Origin of the sequence: Edaphobacter flagellatus, from assembly GCF_025264665.1 — a bacterium.
Taxonomy (GTDB): Bacteria; Acidobacteriota; Terriglobia; order Terriglobales; family Acidobacteriaceae; genus Edaphobacter; species Edaphobacter flagellatus.
This window is the reverse complement of sequence record NZ_CP073697.1, coordinates 1632785-1657316: the sequence shown is the minus strand read 5'-3', so window position 1 is coordinate 1657316 and position 24532 is coordinate 1632785. Positions and strand designations below refer to the sequence as shown.

Annotated in this window: 18 protein-coding genes; 10 read left to right on the top strand and 8 right to left on the bottom strand. The window is 59.5% G+C overall.

What is annotated here, in order from left to right; all coding sequences use genetic code 11:
• Positions 1-83: 83 nt before the first annotated feature.
• Complete coding sequence (locus tag KFE13_RS07005) at positions 84-1619, bottom strand: fumarate hydratase (RefSeq protein ID WP_260706449.1); 1536 nt, start codon at positions 1617-1619, stop codon at positions 84-86.
• Between the two features lie 205 nt (positions 1620-1824).
• Here KFE13_RS07005 and KFE13_RS07000 point away from each other — a divergent pair, with 205 nt between their 5' ends.
• Complete coding sequence (locus KFE13_RS07000) at positions 1825-3294, top strand: aspartate ammonia-lyase (protein WP_260706448.1); 1470 nt, start codon at positions 1825-1827, stop codon at positions 3292-3294.
• Here KFE13_RS07000 and KFE13_RS06995 read toward each other — a convergent pair.
• Positions 3287-3976 (bottom strand): outer membrane protein, encoded by a 690-nt coding sequence (locus KFE13_RS06995; RefSeq protein ID WP_260706447.1) that lies wholly within the window; start codon positions 3974-3976, stop codon positions 3287-3289. The genes KFE13_RS07000 and KFE13_RS06995 overlap by 8 nt on opposite strands.
• A 157-nt stretch (positions 3977-4133) precedes the next feature.
• On the opposite strand from KFE13_RS06995, the gene KFE13_RS06990 reads away from it, so the two are divergent.
• Complete coding sequence (locus tag KFE13_RS06990; protein WP_260706446.1) at positions 4134-4682, top strand: c-type cytochrome; 549 nt, start codon at positions 4134-4136, stop codon at positions 4680-4682.
• 74 nt (positions 4683-4756) lie between these two features.
• Here KFE13_RS06990 and KFE13_RS06985 read toward each other — a convergent pair whose 3' ends face one another.
• Positions 4757-5968 (bottom strand): DUF481 domain-containing protein, encoded by a 1212-nt coding sequence (locus tag KFE13_RS06985; protein ID WP_260706445.1) that lies wholly within the window; start codon positions 5966-5968, stop codon positions 4757-4759.
• A 372-nt stretch (positions 5969-6340) separates the two neighbouring features.
• Between KFE13_RS06985 and KFE13_RS06980 the strand changes: the two genes are divergently transcribed.
• Together KFE13_RS06980 and KFE13_RS06975 are read left to right on the top strand one after the other, a co-directional pair.
• Complete coding sequence (locus KFE13_RS06980) at positions 6341-7075, top strand: GvpL/GvpF family gas vesicle protein (protein WP_260706444.1); 735 nt, start codon at positions 6341-6343, stop codon at positions 7073-7075.
• Between the two features lie 166 nt (positions 7076-7241).
• Entirely contained in the window at positions 7242-8864 is a 1623-nt protein-coding gene (locus KFE13_RS06975; protein ID WP_260706443.1) for an OmpA family protein, read from the top strand.
• A 52-nt stretch (positions 8865-8916) separates the two neighbouring features.
• Here the strand turns inward: KFE13_RS06975 and KFE13_RS06970 are convergent, their stop codons facing one another.
• Entirely contained in the window at positions 8917-9171 is a 255-nt protein-coding gene (locus KFE13_RS06970; RefSeq protein WP_260706442.1) for a hypothetical protein, read from the bottom strand.
• A gap of 243 nt (positions 9172-9414) precedes the next feature.
• Here KFE13_RS06970 and KFE13_RS06965 point away from each other — a divergent pair, with 243 nt between their 5' ends.
• From KFE13_RS06965 to KFE13_RS06950, 4 genes are read left to right on the top strand one after another with little or no spacing between them, the layout of a single operon-like run.
• The gene (locus KFE13_RS06965) at positions 9415-12645 is read left to right on the top strand and encodes an efflux RND transporter permease subunit (RefSeq protein WP_260706441.1); all 3231 of its coding nucleotides are present in this window, start codon (positions 9415-9417) and stop codon (positions 12643-12645) included.
• Positions 12646-12668: 23 nt separating this feature from the next.
• On the top strand, positions 12669-13868 hold the full coding sequence (locus tag KFE13_RS06960) for an efflux RND transporter periplasmic adaptor subunit (RefSeq protein ID WP_260706440.1): 1200 nt from the start codon (positions 12669-12671) through the stop codon (positions 13866-13868).
• Positions 13869-13913: 45 nt separating this feature from the next.
• Complete coding sequence (locus KFE13_RS06955) at positions 13914-14855, top strand: ABC transporter ATP-binding protein (RefSeq protein ID WP_260706439.1); 942 nt, start codon at positions 13914-13916, stop codon at positions 14853-14855.
• A 4-nt stretch (positions 14856-14859) separates the two neighbouring features.
• A complete protein-coding gene (locus KFE13_RS06950) occupies positions 14860-15729 on the top strand; it encodes an ABC transporter permease (protein WP_390891606.1) in 870 nt (289 codons plus the stop codon).
• Here the strand turns inward: KFE13_RS06950 and KFE13_RS06945 are convergent.
• The 3 genes from KFE13_RS06945 to KFE13_RS06935 form a co-directional block, all read right to left on the bottom strand.
• Positions 15726-16739 carry a YpdA family putative bacillithiol disulfide reductase gene (locus KFE13_RS06945; RefSeq protein WP_260706438.1) on the bottom strand — a complete coding sequence of 338 codons (1014 nt, stop codon included), beginning with the start codon at positions 16737-16739 and terminating at the stop codon, positions 15726-15728. The genes KFE13_RS06950 and KFE13_RS06945 overlap by 4 nt on opposite strands.
• A 77-nt stretch (positions 16740-16816) precedes the next feature.
• Positions 16817-17521, bottom strand: coding sequence for a response regulator (locus tag KFE13_RS06940; RefSeq protein ID WP_260706437.1), 705 nt, complete (start codon positions 17519-17521; stop codon positions 16817-16819).
• Positions 17518-18258: a response regulator gene (locus tag KFE13_RS06935; protein ID WP_260706436.1), complete on the bottom strand. Its 741-nt coding sequence runs from the start codon at positions 18256-18258 to the stop codon at positions 17518-17520. Before KFE13_RS06935 ends, KFE13_RS06940 begins: the two co-directional genes overlap by 4 nt.
• 79 nt (positions 18259-18337) lie before the next feature.
• Between KFE13_RS06935 and KFE13_RS06930 the strand changes: the two genes are divergently transcribed.
• Together KFE13_RS06930 and KFE13_RS06925 are read left to right on the top strand one after the other, a co-directional pair.
• Positions 18338-20440: a DUF2339 domain-containing protein gene (locus KFE13_RS06930; RefSeq protein ID WP_260706435.1), complete on the top strand. Its 2103-nt coding sequence runs from the start codon at positions 18338-18340 to the stop codon at positions 20438-20440.
• Positions 20437-21744 (top strand): hypothetical protein, encoded by a 1308-nt coding sequence (locus tag KFE13_RS06925; RefSeq protein WP_260706434.1) that lies wholly within the window; start codon positions 20437-20439, stop codon positions 21742-21744. Before KFE13_RS06930 ends, KFE13_RS06925 begins: the two co-directional genes overlap by 4 nt.
• A 21-nt stretch (positions 21745-21765) precedes the next feature.
• On the opposite strand, the gene KFE13_RS06920 is transcribed toward KFE13_RS06925, so the two are convergent.
• The gene (locus tag KFE13_RS06920) at positions 21766-24411 is read right to left on the bottom strand and encodes a DNA translocase FtsK (protein WP_260706433.1); all 2646 of its coding nucleotides are present in this window, start codon (positions 24409-24411) and stop codon (positions 21766-21768) included.
• Positions 24412-24532: the final 121 nt, after the last annotated feature.

The following is a 24532-nucleotide window of genomic DNA, read 5'->3' as shown; positions in this document are numbered from 1 at the left end:
CTGCAAAAGCCGGGGCTTGACAGCTTTCCGGACGTCCATCCCTCGGAAGCCACGAAGCTTCAAAGGGATGGCAGCCAGGAGAGCTATTGCAGAATTGGTACGCCCGCCAAGGCTCCGGCGATACGGGCCTGCCACTCTGCTGGTCCGGTTTGGTGGACGCTTGTGCCCTTTGAGTCGACGGCCACGGTCACGGGCATGTCCACGACCTCGAACTCGTAGATGGCCTCCATGCCCAGATCGCCGAAGGCCAGGAGCTTCGAGCTGCGAATCGCCTTCGAAACCAGATAGGCTGCGCCGCCTACGGCCATCAGATACACGGCTTCGAATTCCTCGATGGCGTCGATGGCGGCACGTCCGCGCTCGGCTTTGCCGACCATGCCCAGCAGTCCGGTCTGCTCCAGCATCTGGCGGGTGAATTTATCCATGCGGGTTGCGGTGGTGGGTCCTGCCGGTCCTACGGCCTCATCGCGCACGGCGTCTACCGGACCGACGTAGTAGATGAAGCGGTTCTTGAAGTCCACGGGAAGTTTTTCTCCGCGCGAGAGCATGTCGGTCATGCGCTTGTGCGCGGCATCGCGGCCGGTCAGAAGTTTTCCATTGAGGAGCAGCACCTCGCCCGGCTTCCACGTCTTTACCTCGTCGTGAGTGACGGTGTCGAGATTCACGCGACGGGCCTTCGACGTGTCGTAGGTCAGCTTGGGCCAGCTTTCGAGTGACGGAGGCTCCAATGCGACAGGCCCCGAGCCGTTGAGATGGAAGTGCGCGTGCCGGGTTGCCGCGCAGTTGGGAATCATCGCAATGGGCAGGTTGGCCGCATGCGTCGGGTAGTCCTTGATCTTGATATCGAGTACGGTCGTCAGTCCGCCGAGGCCCTGCGCGCCGATGCCGAGCTGGTTGATCTTGTTGTAAAGCTCGATGCGAAGCTCTTCGAGCTTGCTTTGCGGGCCGCGGGCGATCAGCTCCTGCATGTCGATGGGGTCCATCAAGGATTCTTTCGCCATCACCATTGCCTTCTCTGCCGTGCCGCCGATGCCGATACCGAGCATCCCGGGAGGGCACCAGCCTGCACCCATGGTGGGCACGGTCTTGATGACCCAGTCGACGATGGAGTCGGAAGGATTCAGCATGGCGAACTTCGACTTCGCCTCGGAGCCGCCGCCTTTGGCGGCGACTGTGACGTCGACGTCGCCGCCGGTTACCAGCTCCACCGAGACGACTGCGGGCGTGTTATCGCCGGTGTTCTTGCGCGAGAATGCGGGGTCGGCCAGAATACTGGCGCGCAGCTTGTTGTCGGGATAGTTGTAGGCTTGCCGCACGCCTTCATCGACCATCTGCTGCACGGTCATGAGCGGTTTGCCGTCGTTCTCCCAGCGCGCTTCCATGCCGACCTTTACGAAGGCGGTGACGATGCCGGTGTCCTGACAGACGGGGCGGTGGCCTTCGGCGCACATGCGCGAGTTGATGAGGATCTGCGCCATGGCGTCCTTGGCCGCGGGCGACTGCTCGAGCTCATAGGCGCGGGTGAGGTTGGTGATGAAGTCTTCAGGGTGATAGTAGCTGATGTACTGCAGCGCGTCGGCGACAGATTGGATAAAGTCGGCTTGCTTGATGGTGGCCATAGCACGATCATTCTAGGGGTTCTGAAGGATGCTTGTCGTGCGTTCACGGGCACTGCGCGGTTATCGAAAACTTCATCTGCTCACTTCTGTCCCAGAAGTTCTGCGTGATATGCGGGAGGAAGCGCGATTGTGCAGAATCCGCGGAAAAGGCAAATACTGTCTCTTTCCGGTGGAACGGGCATCTGACCTAGAGAGGACACGCGCGATGGCTGCTGCAAAGAAGACGAGGCGAGAGACGGATTCGCTTGGCGAGGTGGAGGTTCCGGCCGATGCACTGTATGGAGCGCAGACGACCCGGGCGGTTGCGAACTTTCCCATCAGCGGGCAGAAGGCGAGTCCGTTCCTCATTCGGGCGCTGGCGATGATCAAGCTGGCTGCGGCGGAGGCCAATGCGGAACTGGGTTTGATTACGCCGGAGCAGGGAAGAGCTATTGCGGAGGCAGCGCAGGAGGTGCTCGACGGAAGGCACGACGGCGAGTTTGTCGTCGATGTCTTTCAGGCCGGAGCCGGTGTGAGCCTGCACATGAATACGAACGAGGTCCTGGCGAATCGTGCAGGGCAGATTCTTGGTGAGTCGCCTGGCACGTATAAGAAGGTTCATCCTAACGACCACGTTAATTATGGGCAGTCGACGAACGATGTTTTTCCGACGGCAATGCGGCTCTCTGCGCTGCTTGCACTTGAGGAGCTGTACCCCGTGCTCGACCGGCTGGCTGCGAGTTTTGCAGTCAAGGCGCGGGAGTTCAAAGACGTTCTCAAGGCAGGCCGCACGCACATGCAGGATGCGGTGCCGATCACGCTGGGGCAGGAGTTTGCTGCTTATGGCGTCGCGGTGAAAGAGGCTGCTGCTGCGATACGGCGCAATGCCGTTACGCTGCACGCGCTTGGGCTTGGAGGGTCGGCTGTCGGCACGGGGTTGAATACGCATCCGGAGTACAGCCAGAAGACTATCGCCAAACTCGCTAAGCTAGCAAAGCTTGAGCTGCATCCGGCGTACGATCTGCGCTACGCGATGCAGTCGTGCGCGCCGATGGCTGATGTCTCCGGTGGGCTACGCGGGCTGGCGCTGGAGATGATCCGCATCTCGAATGACCTGAGGCTGCTGTCGTCGGGGCCGAATACGGGTTTCAACGAGATTCACCTGCCCAGCCTGCAGCCGGGGTCGAGCATCATGCCGGGCAAGGTGAATCCGGTGCTTGCGGAGCTGACGGCGATGGTCGGGTTTCAGGTGGTCGGCAACGATACGGCGACGGCGATGGCGGTGCAGGCGGGCCAGCTCGAGCTGAATGTGATGATGCCGACGATTGCGCACAACACGCTGCAATCGATCACGATTCTTACGCATACGCTGCATCAGCTGGACGAGCATTGCGTCCGCGGCATTACGGCCAATAAAGACCGCACGGCGTTTTACGCATCGAGCACGATTGCTCTGGCTACGGCTCTGAATCCTTATATCGGCTACCGCAAGGCAGCGGAACTGGTGAAGGAGTCCGTCGCCAGTGGCCGCTCGATTGTAGAGCTGGCGCGGGAGAAGAAGCTGCTGAGCGAGGAGCAGATCGCGGAGATACTCGATCCGAAAAGCATGACGCAGCCGCAAAAAAAAAATGACCGGACGCCACGCCAGGAAGTCCTGACGGGAAGTCCGGTCATCTTTTGGGATTCTGTTACTTGACGCGTCCGAAACGGTAGATAAAGCCGACGTTGACGCCGACGTTGTTCTGGATCTTGCCTCCCCAGGTCGAGCCGAGATAGTTGGGCGTAACGCGTGCTGCGAGGTTGGGGTAGAAGTTGTAATCAAGATTCGCGCCGACAGAGAAGACAGCGCGTGTCTCCGAGGGCCAGATGCCGAGATTCGCTGCGGGAATGCCCTTCGACCCGGAGTCGAACTTGCCGATACCTGCACCGACGGTTCCGAATACGCTGGCCGCGTACTTCATCTTCGAGTAGACGCGATAGTTGGGGCCGGCCATGAAGGTGTACTCGGAGATCTGCGGGTTAGAGATGTTGTAGATCGTGTTGCCGACCTTGGCGTTGCCATAGTTGCCGCGCACATCGGCCAGGATGCCGAGCTTCGGATTGAAGTAGCGCGTGCCGGAGACCCAGAAGTTCACCTCATTGTTCCTTTGCAGGAACTCGCCGGACTGGAAGCGGAGATAGCCGCCGCCGCCGCCGACTTCCCACTGATGGCTGTAGGTGTCCTGGATGGTGCGATCGATGCGTGCCTTGCGATTGGCGTTGGACTCGCGGCGCGTGCGGTGTGCCGACTGCGCTTTAACGGAAGGGGCGGCGCTTAAGACTGCGGCCGCGATGGAGAGAGTGACTGCAGACCTCACACTAAACCTGAAACCGAACATCAACGAATACTCCTGCACATGCTCATGCTCTTGCTATGGTGGAACTCGAAGGCGCGCCGCTGGAGACGACTCGAACCGCGGGCCATTTCTTATTAGAACATCCGCCGCCATCCATAGGACGGCTGAGCGGCATGAATCGGTATGGAGGACGGGATAAATGGCGAAGAAAAGTGGCGGTGGAGGGGGCGGGAAGCTGATTTTGGGGTTCCTGCTGGGAATCGTGGCGGTTGTTGCCGGTGGATTTCTCTATCTTCGCTTCGGGCCACTGCCCGTGGCGGTCGTGGATAAGCCGTTTCCTTTTGAAAAGGAGCTGGTGCGGCTTCCGCTGCATGCCCGCATCGATGCCGAGAAGAAAGATGCTCCTTTTGGCACGAGTGAGGATGTTTTTGAAGGCGGCGCGAAGGTCTACCGGGCGCAGTGCGCGAGCTGCCACGGGACTCCTGGTCACGATGTGGCGTTTGCGAAGCAGATGTATCCGCAGGCACCGCAGCTGTGGAAGAAGCATGCGCATGGCAATGTCGTCGGCGTAAGCGACGATGAGCCTGGCGAGACGTATTGGCGTGTGGCTAACGGGATTCGCCTGACAGGAATGCCTGCATTCCGGCATGTGCTTTCAGACACGGAGATGTGGCAGGTGAGTCTGCTGCTGAAGAACGCCGACAAGGAGCTGCCTGATCCGGTAATGAAGATTCTGCAGGGGCAGTAAAGGTAAAGATACGCAAAGAGAAAGCCCGCTTCGGATGGAGGCGGGCTTTCCCTTTTAGTTGATCTGGCTGGTTTCTAGTGCAGCGTGTAGGTGACGCCGGTGACAAACTGCATGCTGTTCTTATTGAATCCGATGGCTGGATTGTTCAGGTAGTTGTCGAGGAAGTTCACGCTCAGGCTGAAGCGGTGGTAGACGGGGAGGGCCAGTCCGAAGGCACCGACTGCCGACCAGGCATTGGTGTTGTTCCACGACTGGATGTACGTGCCGCTCTGCGTGAACAGAATCTTGCCGGGCAAGGTGCGCTTGTACGCTTCGCCAAAGGTAGAGCCGATCAGGTTCTGGTCGGGGCTGGAGACGAGCGGTGGCGCATACTGCGTGAAGTGCTGGCGCTCATAGTGGATGTCGGTCTTGGCATCGAGCTGCTGCACGGCATCGAGCAGGATGGTGTAACCGGCGCCCACCCCATAGATCTGCTGGAGGCTCAGGCCCTGGGCATAGTTATGGTCGTAGGCCACGCCGCCGAGCATGTAGAAGCGCGAGGTGAAGTACTTGTCGTGCTCGAAATCGGTATGGAAGATGTTGGTCTTCGCGACGGAGTCCTCGCAGCCTACAGGAGCCGTGCTGCCGTTGCAGGAGGGCGGAAGCGGCCGCACCGGCTGCGTCAGTTTGCCGTACGTCTCGAGCAGGTTGAAGGTGGTTCGTGTGCGCAGCGGGAGGTACGCGACGGACGGAATGGTACGGATCAACGAGGTTCCCACGGTGTAGGTCTGGCCGTAGGAGGTCGATTGCAGGATGGTCGCTCCACCTGTGATGGAGCCGTTCCAGCCCTGGAACGGTCCGGGGTTGCCGGTCAGCTCTTTGTTATAGGTTGCGTCGTCGACGACATAGGCGAGGTTCTTTTCGGGCACAGACTGGCCAGCACCGCTGGTTTCCTTGACGGTATCGTCGGCGATGGCGATCGTGGTGGCAGGCTTTGCCTGACGCGTGATCTTCTCATCCTTCTTCAGCACGACGAAGGTGGCTGCAGAGCGGAGCTCCTGGACTTTCGCCATGGGGATGGTGACCTCGCCGATGACATCACTCTTGAAGACGATGTTGCCGCCGACGCTGCGCTCGAGCTTGCCGGTCAGCTGATCGCCGTTTGTGAGGATGATGACGTCCGGCGTTGGGGCAGCGGGCTTGTTCTGTGCGTTGGAAGGGGAGGCGACAAGACCTGCAAACAGGCCCAGAAGAAGGAGCGTCGATTTTTTGGGCCCAAAAGACAGCATGTTTTCAAACAGATTCATAGCGATTCACAATCCCGTTTCGATTCAGTTGGGTGTAACTAGTAGATTTTAGATCGCTATTCCGGCAGCGGGGTTGTGTCCGGGGGTACGCTTCCTGAGGTTCTTCTGCCAGTAAAAGCCAGTCGGCCGGGCCTTAGCGAGATGCGGTTGCTGCCCATTCGGTGCACTTTTTTCACATCAACTCTTGCCAACCGTATTTCCATGGGCTTACTATCCGTTTCGGCTTCGATACAGTTCGCTTATCGCGCACGTGTCGAATGCAATTTGTTGCAGATGAATCGCTTGCTGACACCTTTCGTATCAGTGTGAGTTACACAAACAAGCTGCCTGCACGGGTGGTAACGCCCTGCAGCGTCTATAGGAAGGTAAAACATGGCATGGTACGCCTATTGCATTGCAGAGAGACAGGCCTTTCCGGAACTTTGTCGGCACCGCCGCCCGATGCCTCTCACAGGGGTTACTGGTATTTTCGGTAATCAGACGTTTCTCTTCCCCGCCAGCGATCTCGCCGTAATCGTTTCTGAATTCAATGCTGAAGACAGCGCCCGGATGGACCAACAGGCACAGAAAGATCATGCCCGCGTTATCGCCGACTGTTTCAAGCACTCCACCGTTCTTCCTTTCCGCTTTGGGACCTCTTTTCAAGACGACGATGCGCTGCGGCGCTCTGTTCGGTCGAATCAGCGTCACTTTCTGGCCAATGTGGAGCGTCTCCGCGGCAAGGCCGAGATGCACCTCAAGGTGTTGGTCGATGACACCTGCCCCGGAACGACTCTGCGCGATATGACCGTGGGCCAGCAGTATCTGACCAGCCTGCGCGAGAGCGCCAGTCGCCAGCGTGAGCGCCAATCCAAGGCTCGTGCTCTCTCCGTCCAGATGCATCGCATGTTCCTTCCGCTGGCTGAGGAGATCACCTGCCGCCGGATGGAGTCGGGCAAGATGCTGCTCGATATCGCACACCTGATCGACAACAAGACGGTTGAGCGCTACCAGAACAAGTACTCGTCAGCGATGCAGCAGATGAAGGAGTGCCAGATGCAGCTGTCCGGTCCCTGGCCGCCGTATCATTTCGTGCATCGTCCTACTGCGGGCCACCAGCACGCCTGAGGCATAACGGTTCGGTTGAAGATGGAGCGAGGCTTCGAAATGAAGCCTCGCTTTTTCAGTTAGCAGGCAGGATCAAATGCAAGCCCGCCAGACTACCTTTTGCCGGAACATGCGCATCGCACAGGGTAGAGTACAGGTGATGTCTCGAAGAAAAGGAGAACGTTGAATGCCGAACGTTGCACGACGGACGATCTATGCTGCCCTGGTTTTCTCTGTAACTGCTACAGGAGCTTTCCTCCATCTTCGAGCGCAGGAGCCGAATCCGATGGCGCAACAGGCGCCTGCGGACGATAACAAGATTACGAAGGAATCTGAAGGCGTCTATCTCTACAAGGTCAAGGTCGTTCAGCGTGATCTGGACGCCGTGAATTATCTCCATCGCAGCGGCTCGACCAGGATCGCGTTTAAAGGGACGCCTCTGCTGCCGTTGGCCAAGGGAGAAGCCAAGGTAACCAGCGAGCGCGGTGGCATCGTCATCGAGGCGAGGTTTGAAGGGCTGACTCCAGCCAATGGTTTTGGGCGTGAGTATCTGACCTATGTGTTGTGGGCGATTACGCCGGATGGACGGCCGAACAATCTTGGCGAAGTGCTTCCTGCCGGGACGAAGAACAACATTACGGTAACGACTGCGCTGCAGTCCTTTGGGTTGGTGGTGACGGCCGAGCCATATTTCTCCGTAACGCAGCCGAGCGATGTTGTCGTGCTGGAGAACCAGATTATTCAGGACAAGACGACCGGGGTGCTGGAGAAGGTCAATGCGCACTATATGCTGCTGCCGCGTGGGACCTATGCGGAGACGGCGGGCGCAAGGTCTGTCGCGGACCCGATTACGCGTGACGAGAAGATGCCGCTGGAGCTGTATGAGGCGAATAACGCTCTCCGCATCGCGCAGCAGAGTGGGGCAGAGAAGTATGCGGGCGACATCTATAAAGAGGCGATGCTCGACCTGAAGAATGCCACGGATATCCTCTCGGGGAAGAAGCCCGACAAGAAGATGGGCATCACGTATGCGCGGCAGGCCGTGCAGCGTTCCGAGGATGCCCGTCTGGTGACGCTGCGAAAGCAGGCTGCCGAACGGGAGCGCGATGCCGAGATGGCTAAACAAAAGGCCCAGGCGGATGCGCAACAGTCTGCGGTGGAGGCTGAACGGGCGAAGGCTGCCCAGGCCCAGGCCGATGCAGAGCGTGCGCGTGCCGAGGCCGCTGCTGCGCAGGCTCAGGCACAAGCTGCCCAGGCTCAGGCTCAGGCCGCAGCCGCAAGCAAGGTGGCCGACAGTGCTCGCGAGGCGCGTGAGCGTCTTCTCGCCCAGCTGAATAGTGTGCTGGCTACCAGCGAGACTGCGCGCGGGCTGATCGTCAATATGTCGGACGTGCTCTTCGATACGGGCAAGTACACGCTTAAGCCCTCAACACAGGTCAGCCTGGCTCGTGTTTCCGGCATTCTGCAGTCGTATCCGGGGCTAAAGCTGCAGGTCGAGGGGTATACCGACAGCACGGGCAGCGCGGAGTTCAACCAAAAGCTGTCAGAAAACCGGGCTGGTGCGGTCAGGGATTTCCTCGTGGGTCAGGGAGTCAATGCGGACAACATCGTTGCGACGGGGTATGGCATGGCCAAGCCCGTGGCCGATAACAATACGGCGAAGGGCCGTGCGCTGAACCGACGCGTGCAGCTTGTGGTTTCAGGCGATGCGATCGGGGTGCAGCAGAAAGGGCCGGATGCGGAGGCTGCTCCACCTGCCCCAGCCGCTCCGCCTGCGACCGGAGTCTCCAACCCGCAACAGCCACTGTAATCGCGCAGAGGCAGTCACCCTGCTGGCATGAAGATATGCGGTGGGGTGATTGTTATATGTGGACGCTCCAGCCTAACTCGGCGAGCTTTTCTTCGATATCGGCCAGTGCATAGGTCAATGCCGAACGGCGATGCGGATTTGCCGTTCGCTCTGACAGAATGCGTTCGCGCTGTAGCTCAAGCGATTGCAGCCTGCGCTTGCGTTCGGCAGCTTCGGCGGAGTTTTTTTCGGCTTCGGTCTTCGATGCGGCTGCCTGTGCCTGTGCCTGCTGTTCTTCCACGGATTTGCTCTCCCATCCACGCGACATGGTCACATTTTACGCTTGGCCGATCACAAATCAGATGATTTTGCTCCAATTACGGGCCGAGGTGCATCTATTGATGAGATTGGTGCGATTCCAAAACAACCAGATCAGGCCTATGCCGAATGCGACAATCGCACGGATTAGAACGTTTGTCCGCATCGTGTCATAAACTTAAGTGAAACAATGAATTAGCTCCCTTCGTCTTCAACAGAAGTACAGCCCTCAAAACAGAAGGACCCTTTTGCTATGTGGATTGTTCGACTGGCACTCCGGCGACCCTACACCTTCGTCGTCATGGCAGTGCTGATTCTGGTTCTGGGAATCGTGAGCATCGAGACGATGAGCACGGATATCTTTCCCGTGATCGACATTCCCGTGGTGACTGTGGTCTGGAGCTACTCCGGCACCAGCCCCGACGAGATGGAGAAGCGGTTCACCACGATCAGTGAACGCGCTATGACGACGACCGTCAACGACATCGAACACATCGAGTCGCAATCGGTAAGCGGCATCTCCATCATTAAGGTGTTTTTCCAGCCCGGCACAAAGATCGAGGCCGCCGTGGCTGAAGTGACAGCCGTCAATCAGACGATTCTGCGTATTCTGCCGCCGGGCTCTACGCCTCCCTTCATCCTGCAGTTCAGCGCGTCGAACGTGCCTATTCTGCAGGCCATCATGTCGAGCGACAAGCTGTCAGAGGCGGATTTGTACGATCTTGGTCTGCAGTTTGTCCGTACGCAGCTGGCAACGGTTCAGGGTGCGCAGGTGCCTGCTCCTTATGGCGGTAAGGCGCGCCAGATCATGGTCGATCTGGATCTTGGCCAGCTATATGCCAGGGGGCTGTCGCCTACGGATGTGGTCAATGCGCTCACGGCGCAGAACCTGATTCTGCCTGCGGGTACGGCTAAAGTTGGCACGACGGACTATATCGTCCGAACGAATGCCAGTCCGCTGGTGTTGGATCAGCTGAATGACATGCCGATTAAGAATGTGAATGGCGCGATGGTCTACATCCGCGATATCGGCCATGTTCACGAAGGATTCGCCATTCAGCAGAACATCGTGCGCGTTAATGGCAAGCGCGCTGTGCTGCTTACGATCCTCAAGTCGGCCTCGGCCTCGACGCTCGACATCGTTAAACGTGTCCGCGAACGCCTGCCGGTCATTCAGGCGGGACTAACGAAGGACCTGAAGATCGACCTGCAGTTCGATCAGTCGATCTTCGTTCGCGCAGCCCTGCAGGGCGTTGTACGTGAGGCGGTGATTGCCGCCAGCCTGACGGCTCTGATGATTTTGCTGTTCCTGGGAAGCTGGCGCAGCACGCTCATCGTTGCCATCTCCATCCCGTTGTCGATCCTGACGTCGATCATCGTGATGAAGTTCCTGGGGCAGACGCTGAACACGATGACGCTCGGCGGCCTGGGGCTTGCCGTCGGCATCCTGGTTGACGATGCGACGGTTGAGATTGAGAACATCCATCGCAATCTCGGCCAGGGGAAGGAGATCGAGCCGGCGATTCTCGATGGCGCAGCGCAGATTGCTGTACCTGCGTTCGTCTCCACGCTTGCCATCTGTATCGTCTTCGTCCCGGTTGTCTTCCTCTCGGGCGCGGCGAAGAGTTTGTTCACGCCGCTGGGCCTGGCCGTGGTTTTCGCCATGATGGCGTCCTACCTGCTTTCGCGAACGCTGGTGCCGACGATGGTCAAGTTCCTGCTCTCCAGCGAAGTGGAGATGTATCAGGACCACGAATCCGGCGAAGCGCACGGCATTCCCGAGGGCGCCAACCTGATCTGGCGGACGCACTTCCGCTTCAATGCAGCCTTTGAGCGCTTTCGTGCACGCTACCGCGGTGTGCTGGATTGGGTGCTTGGGCATGCAGGATTTTCATTGGGATGTTTTGCCGTTTTCATTGCGATCTCCGCCTGTCTGGTTCCATTTATCGGGCAGGACTTCTTCCCTGATGTGGACGCGGGAACATTTCGGCTTCATGTGAGGACGGCTCCTGGTACTCGTATTGAGGAGGTAGAGCGGATCTTCGCCGGTGTCGATGCCACGATTCGTGAGGTCATTCCGCCGAAGGAGCTGAACCTCGTCCTTGACGATATCGGTATTCCGAACGGCAGCTTCAACCTCGCCTTCGGCGACGGCAGTCTTACCGATGTGCAGGATGGTGAGGTGCTGGTCTCGCTGAACGAAGACCATCATCCGACCGTGCAGTACAGACGCAAGCTGCGCGAGGTGCTGCATCAGCGGTTCCCTGATGTCACCTTTTATTTTCAGGCGTCGGACATTGTGAATCAGATCCTCAACTTCGGTCTGCCGGCGCCGATCGATGTTCAAATCAGCGGCCGCGCGTTCTATCCGAACTATGAAGTGGCACGTAAGATGCGTCAGGAGATTGCAGGCGTACCCGGCACCACCGATGTGCATATCAACCAGGTGGTCTATTCGCCTGAGTTGCGGGTGAACGTCGATCGGTCGCGCGCGCAGACCATCGGGCTTACGGAGAACAACGTTGCCAACAGCATGTTGTACGCGTTGGCCGGCAGCGGCACGGCGACTCCCAACTACTGGCTCAACCCGCAGAATGGTGTGAACTACTCGGTCGTCGTGCAGACTCCGCAGTATCAGTTGGATTCCATGGCGGCATTGAACAATATTCCGGTTACCTCCGGCTCCAGCAGCCAGGCCAATACAACCGATCCTTCAACCATTGCCGCTCCGGGGCCGCAGCTTCTCAACAACCTGGCGCGCATCGATCGCAACTCCAGCCCAGCGGTTACGAATCATTACAACGTGCAGCCCGTCTTCGACATCTTCGCCGGAGCACATGGCCGGGATCTTGGAGCGATCGGACGCGACATCGACCAGATTGTCGAAAAGTATCGCAAGCTGGTACCGCCGGGAACGCAGATCACCGTACGCGGCCAGGTGAAGAGTATGCATGACTCCTTCACGGGCCTCGGACTCGGGATGATCTTCGCCGTTTTGCTGGTTTACCTGCTGATGGTGGTTAACTTCCAGAGCTGGCTGGATCCCTTCATCATCCTTACCGCGCTTCCTGGTGCAGCCTGCGGCATCCTCTGGATTCTCTTCCTCACGGGGACGACATTCAGCGTGCCTTCGCTGATGGGAGCCATCATGACCGTCGGTGTTGCTACCGCAAACTCCATTCTGATGGTGACCTTCGCGAACGACCAGCGCGCTGCGGGCATGACGGCTCGTGAGGCCGCATCCTCTGCAGGCGCAACACGTCTCCGCCCGGTTCTGATGACGGCGTTTGCCATGATTATCGGTATGTTGCCGATGTCGCTTGGCCTCGGCGAGGGCGGCGAGCAGAACGCACCCCTGGGTCGCGCCGTTATCGGCGGCCTGATCATTGCTACGTTTACTACGCTGCTGATTGTGCCGCTGATCTATAGCCGTTTACGCAGCCAACAGCCGTCGAAGATGCACATGGAAGAGGTGCCGGAGTAACCGGTACGATTGAGAGAGGAAAGATGACGCAACACGCCCAAGCCGAATCCAACAGCCGAGGCCCCTATGTGGGGATGACGGCCTTCTTTCTGCTGCTGATCGTCGTCGGGGTGCTGTTCCTGCTGCCGAAGCTTCGCCACCGCGATCAGCTTGAGGCCGAGGCCAGGGTTGCTGCAGGCCCGCCCACCGTGCTCGCGGCAAAGCTCGCCACGGGGAATCCCAGTGGGCATATTGAGCTGCCTGCAACGGTCCAGGCCTTCGATCAGACGCCGATCTATGCCCGCACCTCGGGTTACGTGAGAGCTCGCTATGTCGATATCGGCGACCGCGTGCATCGTGGCCAGCTGCTGGCCGATATCGACGATCCGCAGACGACGCAGGCGCTGATGCAGGCTAAAGCTGCGTTGCTGCAGACGAAGGCGCAGCTGCAGCAGATGCAGGCGAACGCTGCGCTGTCTAAAGTCACCAATGAACGCTGGCAGGGACTCGTCCGTCAGGGCGTGGTCTCACAGCAGGACGCCGATCAGAGGAAAGCTCAGGCTGACGCCGATGTTGCGAATGTTGCTGCGGCGCAGGCCAACATTGCTGCCGGCGAAGCGAACGTTCGCTCGCTTACAGAGCAGGCATCTTTCTCGCGCGTCGTGGCTCCCTTCGATGGCGTAATCCTCTCGCGCGGTATCGATCGCGGATCGCTGATCAGTTCGGGCAGCGCCAATAGCGTGACGCAGATGTTCACCATCGGCCAGGCGGATAAAGTGCGTATCTTCGCGAACGTTCCGCAGACCAGTGCTGTCGGCCTGACCAACGGCCACACGGCAAAGATCGCCTTCCGCGAGCTTCCCGGCAAGGTCTATACGGGTACCGTCACTCGCACAAGCCAGAGCATCGACACCACTACGCGGACTCTTCTTACCGAGGTTGACCTTAAGAACGACGGTCAGATTCTTCCCGGCATGTATGCCACGGTCATCTTCGATCTTCCGCCGAGCGGAGCCGCGCCCGTTCTGCTTCCAGCAAATGGCCTGGTTATTCGTACGGCGGGGCCGCAGGCTGTCGTTGTCGATAGCAACAACGTCGTGCACTTCCGTGCGATTGTGCTTGGCCGCGATCTGGGTACGGCTACCGAAGTTGTCAGTGGCCTCCATCCTGGCGACATCGTCGTCCTTAGCCCCGGTGATGAGGTTACCGAAGGGGCAAAGGTGCAGCCTCAGTTACAGAAGTAGTTACACACTTGCTGTAAGCTGAAGTGTCGCGTCCCTGGAGTCCATATGATCGTTGAGATCGAGAGCCTGAAAAAAATCTACGACGGCAAGCAGCGTGTCGTCGCAGTCGACGGCATCGACCTTAGCGTGCGCGCCGGAGAGCTCTACGGCCTGCTGGGGCCTAATGGAGCAGGGAAGACGACAACCATCAGCATCTGCACTACGCGTGCATTGCCCACATCGGGCCGCGTCCATATCGCCGGTATCGATGTCGTTCAAACTCCAGCGCAGGCGCGGCAGCAGATCGGCGTCGTGCCGCAGTACAACACGCTCGATCGCGCCTGTACCGTCTACGAAAATATCTTCTTCCACTGTCTCTATTTTGGATTCTCCCGTGCCGAGGCACGTGCGCGCACCACGCAACTGCTCGCGCAGTTCCATCTCACGGAGCGCACCAGCGCTTATCCCACGCAGCTTTCCGGCGGCCTGGCGCAGCGTGTCCAGATCGCGCGTGCCATCGCGCATCGTCCTAAGGTGCTCTTCCTCGATGAGCCTAGCGCGGGGCTCGATCCACAGAGCCGCATCGCGATGTGGGAGGCGGTTCGCAATCTCCGGCAGGAGGGCATCACGGTGGTCCTCACCACGCACTATATGGAGGAGGCCGACGAACTCTGCGACCGCGTCGCTATCATCGACCACGGGAAAATTCTTGTCGAAGATACGCCTGCTGCGCTCAAAAATTCCGTAGGCGCTGCCCGGGTGTATGAGCTGGATTTGCGCAGCCAGCAGAATGTTCCGCAGCTCGTCGATCAGCTTGAACAAAAGCCCGGCGTCGCCAGCGTCGAAACCACGTCTAAAGGAGTGCGTATCTTTGCGGAGGGTACCGAGGGCCTGCTATCCGACGTGGTGAATGCCGCCAATCCATACGGATTGCGCGACCTTACCATCACCGAGACCAGCCTGGAGACGGTGTTCATTAGCCTTACCGGGCGCGACCTGCGGGAGTAACGATATGGCAGATCTGGCAGAAATCGAACTCCAAACTCCCGCACCGGCTGCACACAGCGGCACGAAGAGGATGCAGTATCTTCGCGCTTTTGCAGGCCTCTTTGTGCGCGACCTCCACGTTCTGCGACGCGAGATTTTTCCGTTCGCCATTCGTGTCTGCATGAATCCGCTGCTGTTTCTCTTCGTCTTCACGTTCATCATGCCGCACATGAGCGGAGGCGCAGCGATGAATCCCACCGCCGCCATGGCCGGCGGCAACTTCAGCACGGTCCTGCTGCCGGGACTGATGGCAGTCGCCATCATGTTCAGCGGTATCGCTGCCGTTGCTCTGCCACTGGCGCAGGAGTTCGGCGTCACGCGTGAGATCGACGACCGCGTGATGTGTCCTCTGCCCGTCGCGGCCATCGCACTGGAGAAGATGTGCTTCTCTGCGATGCAGAGCATCATCGCTGCCGCTATCGTTTTTCCACTGGCTTACTACATTCCATCGACGCCGGTAGTCGCACACGTCTCCAACTGGCCTTATCTGATTGTCGTGATGATTCTTGCCAGCCTCACCTCAGGCGCGCTGGGCCTCACGATTGGCACGAGCGTCAAACCCCAGCAGATCGGCCTTATCTTCGGCGTCGTCGTCATGCCGATTACGTTTCTCGGCTGTGTTTACTATCCGTGGGCTGCGCTCGACAGGATTAAGTGGCTGCAGATTGGCGTGCTGTTCAACCCGATCGTTTATATGAGCGAAGGTTTGCGTTCCGCGCTCACGCCGACGCTTCCGCATATGCACCCTGCGCTGATTCTCGGCATGCTTATTTTCTTCCTTGTACTGCTGACATGGCTGGGTATCCGCGGTTTCATGCGTCGCGTTATCGGCTAGGCGGTCGTTGTTGTGTTTGCCAGCCTGGCCTGCAAGTCCTCTGCGATCTGCCTGCCATGAAAGCGTCCGTTTTCGATGAAAATCTCATTCGTTCGCTCTCCTGCAATCACAACGCCCGCAAGGTAAATCCCCGGCACATTGCTTTCAAGAGTTACCGGATTACACACTGGGCAGCGATCATTCGCCTCATCCAGCTTTACGCCTAGTGCTTCAAGAAACTCGAAGTCAGGTCTATAGCCCGTCAGCGCAAACACAAAATGATTGGGCAGCGTTACCTCGCCGTCAGGTGTTGCCAGCGTCACCGCATCTTCGGTGATGCGCGTAACGTTGCTGGAAAAGTGCGCAGCAATCTCTGCATTCCTGATGCGATTTTTGATGTCCGGCAGAATCCAGTACTTCACGTGCCGATGCATATCCGGCCCACGATGAACCAGCGTCACCCGCGCGCCATGCCGCCACAGATCGAGTGCAGCGATAGCCGCCGAGTTCTTTCCGCCGATTACCACCACGTCCAGTCCGTAGTAGGGATGTGGATCGTGATAGTAGTGAAAGACCTTATTCAGTTCCTCGCCGGGAATGTTCAGATAGTTCGGCAGGTCGTAGTATCCGGTTGCAATCACCAGCTTGCGCGCACGATGCGCCAGCGGTCGTCCAAAGCGATCTGTCGTATGCACGGTGAAGTCGTCATCGGAACCAGTTACCCGGTTGACCGTTTCATACTGACGCACATCCAGCTTGTAGTGCTCGGCGACCTTGCGGTAGTACTCCAGCGCCTCGTTGCGGTTCGGCTTCTGGTTTGGGCTCGAGAAGGGAATATCGCCAATCTCCAGCAGCTCCGGCGTCGTGAAGAACGTCATGTTCGACGGATAGTGAAAGAGCGAATTGCACAGGCAGCCCTTATCCACCAGCATGGCGCGAAAGCCCGCGCGCTGGGCCTCGATCGCACATGCCATCCCGGTTGGCCCGGCGCCAATCACCAGCAGATCCGCTATCGTTTCACGTTCGCTCATACATCCATCTTACTTAAATGCAGAAGGCGTCCGGCGCACACCCTCTGCGCCGGACGCCTCCTATGGCTTGCGTCGATTTAGTTGTCCAGCGTAACCAGCTTGTGCGCGATTGCAAACAACGCCAGCTCCAGCCTTGTCGAGACGCCCGTTTTGTCGAAGATGTTCGACAGGTGGCGCTTCACCGTCTCCTCGCTGATGGAGAACTGTTTCGCGACATCCTTGTTACTGCAGCCTTCGACGATGCAGGTCACTACTTCAATCTCACGCGGAGTCAGGCCATATGTCTTCTTGTCCGGTGAGGCGGCTGCCTGCTTCATCAACTCATTCAGGGCTGCGACAAGATTCACAACGCGTTCGCCGCCGATCCAATAGTCACCGGAGAGCACAGCGCGCATCGACCTCGAGAGATCGGATGCTGCTGCATCTTTCAACACAATGCCGCGCGCGCCGATCTGTAGGGCTTCGATAATCTGCTGCTGTGTGATCGTGCTGGTCAAAAGGATGATCTTCACGCGGGGCGACTTGTCCATGATCGCGCGCAGCGCTTCCAACCCAGGCAGGCGCGGCATCATGACATCCAGCAGCAGAATGTCAGGCTCGCGTTCTAACGTCTCCGTAATGGCAACGTCGCCATCCTCTGCTTCGCCCACGACTTCAAAGCCGGGCTCATTCTCCAGCATGTTCTTTACACCAAAGCGAACGACTGGATGATCGTCGGCGACAACAACACGAATCGGTGTTGAGGAATTGGCTTCACCTGGTCTTCTCACTGCGTCTTTCATGCGTGACTCCTTACAGGTCCTTGCTCTCTCATTGCTTTGTTGTTTGCGACCAGCATATCCTCCAGTCGCGTACAAGCCAGCAGGATTTCATCAAGCGAAACTACATGATTAGCAGTGATACCTCTGTTTTCCTCTTTGGCTGCAATACTTTGCAACTCTGTTGCTCCGACTAGTCCGCAACCTCCCTTGATGGCGTGGGCTTCGCGGCGATACTCGGCATCGTCACCTTCCGCAGCTGCTTGGCGCATGGCCTCAACCCGCCGTTTCACGTCTCCAAGACAAAGGGCGTAGAGCTGCGCAAGCTTCTCCGCGCTCATCGAGCGGGTCAGCTTGCGATAGACCTCCTCGTTGAGCACTCCCTCGTCCTTCGCAGCTTGATAAGCGATCACATTCTTCTTCTCGATGGCCGCAGCAAACGTTTCCATAGAGAACGGCTTCAATAGAAAGCCATCGAAGCCCTCAAGGGCGCTCATCGCAGGCTGGCTGGCACTCATCGCCAGCAATGTCGCCTCGTTTCCTGTCCCACGCAACTCACGCGCCAGCACACTTCCGGCGATCCCTGGCATCTGCAGGTCCACCAGTAGCAGATCGAAGCTCGAATCGGCACGGAGAGCAGCGATGGCAGCCGCTCCCGACTCCACCGCTTCTGCCGCATAGCCCGCTTGCGCGAGCAGCAGGACCAGCAGTTCCCGGCTTAGCGCATCGTCATCGACCACTAGAACTCGAAGAGACATCATGTGCGCAAAGAGTATCAGAGCCGGGCGCCTCTTCGTTTTCCTGCAGCGCAATCCATCTCAAGGCGATACAGTAGTTTCCATGGATTCGGAGGACTTCTCCCCTCAGACGCAGGCACAGCTGGCAGCCCAGCTGCGCCTGCTCAGCAACCGAGTCGACGAGCTTGAGCATCAACTCGCCCAGCTTCGCGCGGCTGGCCCTCTGCCCATCGCAGAGCCTGCGGCCACATCAGTTCCGCCACCGCCACCACCGCCGCGGCCAGAGACCGTTCAGCCGGTCCCGCCCGACGCCGTCGCTCCGATCCCGCCACCGCCGTCGCTCAACACGCTTTCGCCCGCCCCGCAGCCATCACTCGAAAGCCGCCTTGGCGCACAGATCTTCAACCGTATTGGCATCGTCGCGCTGCTCTTCGCCGCCACGCTCGGCCTCAAGCTCGCCATCGACAACCAGTGGATCGGCCCGGTGGGCCGCATCCTCATCGGGCTTATCGCAGGAGCGGGCATCGTCGTCTGGTCGGAGCGATTCCGCCGCAAAGGCTTCTCCGCCTTCTCCTACTCCTTGAAGGCCGTTGGCAGCGGCGTGCTCTATCTGGCGCTCTGGGCTGCCTTCCAGCTCTATCACCTGCTGCCGCCAAGCGCAGCGCTCTTCGGCATGATCCTCGTCACCGCATGGAATGCTTACATGGCCTGGGCGCAGGACGCCGAGTTGCTCGCCGCCTATGCCGTCGCCGGTGGCTTTGCGACGCCTCTCCTGCTCTCGACGGGTGGCAATCACGAGGTATTCCTCTTCACCTACCTCCTCGCCATTGACATCGCGATTGCCATGCTCGTTCGTGTGAAGCCCTGGGAACGCCTCCTCCTGATGGCCTTTCCCGGGACCGTTCTCTTCTTCATCGGTTGGTACTGGAGCCACTACCACGAGCCCGCATTCGCCGTCACGACGCTCTTCATCGCACTCTTCTTCCTCACCTTCGTCAGCATCTCCGTCAAAGCCGTAACGCCCGACGCCCCAACGCCTAAGGCTCGCCGTTTCGGCTCTCACATTCGCAACATCCTTCTACCGCTCGGCAACGCAGCCTTCGTCTCTCTCGCGCTCTACTCCGTCATGCAGGACTCCGACCGGCACTGGTTCCTGCCCTGGCTGATGCTTATCCTCGCCGCGGCTTATCTGCTCATCACGCGCCTGCCGCAGAGCGCCGTCGCCGCCGCCCTCCATCTCTCGCTCGCCGTCGTCTTCCTCACCATTGCGATTCCGCTCAAGGCCAGCGGCCACTGGATCACCGTTGCATGGCTGGTCGAAGGTGTTGCGCTGCTCTGGGTAGCAACCCGCCTTCAGTCTCCCGCGCACGCCAGCTCAGGACGCGTCCTCCAGTGGCTCTCCGCGGGCTCCTTCGTCCTCGGCCTCGGCGGATTGATCGCCTCCCCGTATTGGTTCGGAGGGGGAGCGTCTCTCTCCTTCTTCAATCACAACCTCGCCACTGCGCTCATTGCCGTTGCCGCCTTTGTCGCCGCAGCGTGGATGTCACTGCGTGTATCCGCATCCTCACAAGACCCGTTCCAGACCTGGCAGCGCTTTGCCCTCGCCTCCTATGTCGCCATCGGAGGCATCGCCATCCTTCTCTCCCTGCGTGAAGTCGTGACCCACGCTGCCTATGTTCTGCTCCCGGCCTTCGCCAACGCCGACTTCGGCATGGCCCTCCTCGCCATCGCCATCCTTGGTGCTCTTGCCTGGGCTTCTCTCCGCATTGCACGCGGTAACGAAGCCTCGCATCTCTGGCCGCAGCTCGCCGCTGGTTCAATCATCATCATCAATCTCGTCGCGGTCTTAACCGGCGTGCGCGAGATCTCAGCACTCTGGCCCTCCACCGCGGCCAATCCTGACCTGGAACTCCAGCGAGCACTCGCCGTCTCCGCCTTCCTCATGATCTATGGAGCCGCACTTCTCGCCATCGGCTTCTGGCGTCGCACCGCCTTCATCCGCTGGCAGGCGCTTGTGCTGCTCGTCTTCACGATCGGCAAGACCTTCCTCTACGACATGCGCAACCTCAGCCAGGGCTACCGTTTTGCCAGTTTCCTCGCGTTGGGTGTCATCCTGATGGCGATCAGCTTCGCCTATCAGAAAGACTGGCTCGGCCTGCGTGAGCCCGCAAAACCGGCCCCCGATTCCGAAGGAGGAGCCCGTTGAAGCATCTTGCTCTCATCGCTCTGCTCCTCTGGCAAACCTCTGCGAGCAGCACGGGCAACGCGCCTGAGCCTGCGCCGCAGTACTTCCACTACCAGCGGTCGATCGTCCCCGCCGGTGCTGGCACCAACTGCGCCGTCATTGACGCTGGCACCTTCGCTCACTCTTCGGCCTCGCTCAAAGACCTGCGTCTTTATCCGCAGACTTCTGACGCGCACGATATCCCTTATGCGGTCACGCTCAGCGAACCCGCGCAGCCCGACACCGAGCCTGCACGCGTGATGAACCTCGGCCAGCGTGGCAATGCTATCGTTTTCGATCTCGCCATGCCGCAACGGCCTTATACAAACGTCGCCCTCGACCTTGACGGCCACGACTTTATCGCCACAGCTACGGTCACTGGCTCCGATGCTCCGGGCGGCTCCGGGACGCGCCTCGGGGAGTTCACTCTCTTTGACCTCACCGCGCAGCATCTTTCCCGCAACACAACGCTCGCTTTTGTCGAATCCAGCTTCCCGTATCTTCACGTCGAGCTAAGCATCTCTCCCGCGCCGCACGCCGCTGCTGCTCGCTACACGCCGCAGATGGTCCAGGGTGCCAGCGTGCCGCCCAGCCGCGAGGCGCAGTCACTTTTCGCTCTCGCCGCTGAAACCTCCGTTATCACGCAGCGCAACCGGCAGACCATCGCCACCTTCACGCTGCCTGAACGTGTTCCTGTTGAGCGCGTGGCCTTCACTCTCGCCCCTGACTATCACTCCAATTTCAGCCGCGATGTCATTATCAACGATCACGCCACCGACGTACCCGCTTCCGCGCGAGGCCGCGAAGCCAGCGAGACCATTACCGGCAATATCTTCCGCGTACAGATGACACAGGCCGAACGCGAGATACGCCAGCAGCAGCTAGGCATCCCTGCGACGCTCGGCTCCAACCTGCAAAGTTCCGCGCAGGTCGAGGTCGCTATCGACAACGGCGACGACCACCCGCTTCCCATCCAGTCCGTTCGACTCGAGATGCGCGAGCGCAAGATTTGCTTCGACGCTGCCTCCACCGCACCGCTCACGCTCTTTTACGGAGACAGTGCCCTGCAGGCTCCGCAGTATGACTATGCCCGCACACTCTCGCTTGGCAGCAACATCCTCGCTGCCCGCGTCGGCCCTGAGCAGCCGAATCCCATCTATACTGCACGCCCCGACACCCGCGCCGCCACCGAACGCCATCCCGAACTCATCTGGGTCGTCTTCCTCGGCGTCATCTGCGTCCTCGCGGTTATCGCGCTGCGCTCTACCCGTCACATCCCCCGCTGACAATGAGTCAGCGGGAGGGCACTACCGGGTAGCCGCATCCATTTCGCTCAACCAGTTGGCCGGCTTCAGCAGTTCACGCGGCTTCGATCCATCTGCTGGCCCCACCAGTCCATCGTTGTACATCATGTCGATCAGGTGAGCTGCCCTGCCGTAGCCGATACGTAGCCTGCGCTGCAGCAGCGAAGTCGAAGCTTTGCCAAACTCGAAGACCAGCCGGACCGCATCGTTGTACATCGGATCGTTGTCGTCTCCGTCTGAGTTCGAATCGATCTCGCGGCCAGCCTCGTCCTTCGGGCCTTCAAGGAAGCCATGCACGTACTCGGCCTCGCCCTGCGCCTTCCAGAACTCGGTCACCGCGGAGATCTCCTTCTCCGTCACAAACGGAGCGTGTACACGCTGCACGCGACTCGTTCCCGGCGGCAGATACAACATGTCGCCACGACCCAGCAGGCTCTCTGCACCGTTTGAGTCGATGATCGTGCGAGAGTCGACCTTCGTCGCCAGGCGGAAGCTCATACGCGTCGGGACGTTCGCCTTGATAAGACCCGTGATCACGTCCACGGAAGGACGCTGTGTCGCCAACACCAGATGAATTCCGACTGCGCGAGCCATCTGCGCCAGACGTGTGATCGCCTCTTCGACGTTTGCCCGATCCAGCATCATTAGATCGGCCAGCTCGTCGATGATGATCATGATGTAAGGCAGCGGCTCCTGATTCACATCTTCAAAGAGATGTCCGCTGCCATTGTCGAACAGCTTGTTGAACTGATCGATGTTGCGGACGTGATTTGCCGCCAGCAGCTTCAGGCGGCGCTCCATCTCGCGCACGGCATTACGCAGCGCATTGGCGGCCAGCTTGGCCTCCGTGATGATCGGCGTAAACAGGTGCGGGATGCCCTCGTACATGCCAAGCTCAACGCGCTTCGGATCGACCAGGATCATGCGAACCTGCTCCGGCGTCGACTTGAACAGCACGCTCATAATCATCGCGTTGATCGCGACCGACTTACCCGAACCCGTCGAACCGGCGATCAGGACGTGCGGCATCGCGGCGAGATCGCCGGTCACAATGCGTCCGTTGATGTCTTTGCCCAGCGCAATCGGCAGCCGTGACTTCGATTGTGCGAAGCTCTCGCACTCCACGACATCGCGCAGCCAGATTGTCTCGCGCTCCGCGTTCGGCACCTGAATGCCGACAGTCGATTTGCCCGCCATGCGCTCGATCAGGATGCTCTCGGCTGCCATCGCCAGGCATAGATCGTCAGCCAGGCCAGTGACCTTCGCGTACTTCACGCCAGCATCCGGCTTGAACTCGAAGGTCGTCACCACCGGGCCGGGATTGATGTGGGTCACCTGCCCGTCGACGTCGAATTCGGCGCACTTCTCCACCAGCACGCGTGCCTCTTCGCGCAGCGCGTCCTCACGGATCGTTGTCTGTTCCTCGCTCCGATGCAGAAGCGAAGACGGTGGAAGCTTGTAGCCGCGCACGCTCTTCGGAGTAATTGCGACAGCTTTGATGTCGGCATCTGCGCGCTTGCCGAACGAGATGCCATCCTCTGCCGCCATTGGAGTTGGAGCGGGAACGGCCGCAGGGCGAATCTCCTGCACATTCCTCTTTACCGGCGGAGGCACCGTCTCGCGCATCACGGGAGCCGGTTCAAAGCGAGGCTCTTCAAAGTTCGCCGCGTCATCGATGGCACGGACGGGAGCCGCCGCCTTCGCCAATGCCTCGGCAAATGGAGCCGCAGCCGCTGTCGCCGTGCTCAATGGAGTCACTGGCGGAGCGTCCACCATCGTGCGCGGCATTGCCTGCCACATCGACGGTTCAGCCGGCGCGAGCATCGGCTCATCTTCCGTAGCTGTTTCAACCGGCTTCTTCCTGCGGCTCAGCCAGCCGAACAGGCTGCCCAGCAGTGTCGTGTTCGGCTCGCGCAGCTTGGCTTCGGCCTCCTGCGCCTTGCGTTCTGCCATCTCGCGTTCACGTTCCGCACGCAGGGCTGCGCGCTCGCGTCGGGTGCCGTATTTTTCTTCGTCAGGAATTGCAACTCCGCGACGGCGTTCACGCCATGCAGTCCAGCGCTCCCACATTCTTTGTGCAAAGCCGAAGCGCATCGTCGTCCACTCGCGTGCCGTATTGAACGTGAAGGTCGTCGCAAGGTAGAGCGACAGAGTTACCATCAGCGCCAGAACGACGGTTGCCCCGGGGGGATTCAGAAACGCTACCAGCAGATCGGCCAGCAGAATGCCGCAGGTTCCTGCGATCGGCAGCGCGCCATGCCACAACAGGTGTCCGGGAAGCATCGCGATGGCAGCGGGAGCAAACACGATCCACATCACCAGCCCAACCGTCTTTGCCATCGGCGAACCCGCGGGCCTCGACATCATCCAGCAGATGCCCAGCCGGCCGATGACCAGCGGAAGGAAGAATGCCGCGATGCCGATCATCTGCAGGATCGCATCCGAGAGATATGCGCCGGTAATTCCGGTCCAGTTGTGTGCCGGGTGGCTACCTGCGTAGCCGCCTACCGTATTGAACGAGCGATCCGTCGGCGTATAGCTGACCAGCGCAAGCAGCAGAAGGCTCGCACCGACCAGTACGGTCAGGCCGATGATTTCATTGAGTCTGCGGTTGCGGGTTGGGGTCGAGACGAGTCGTAGGGTCTTCATCGGGGGTGCGCGCAGCCTCTCTCGCCGGGGCCGAGCCTTCGTGCCGGCCGGCCTGCGATCGCCACCGAGGCTGTGAACCACCAGAGCAACTCTGATTATCCCAGAGCAGCAGCGGGCCTCC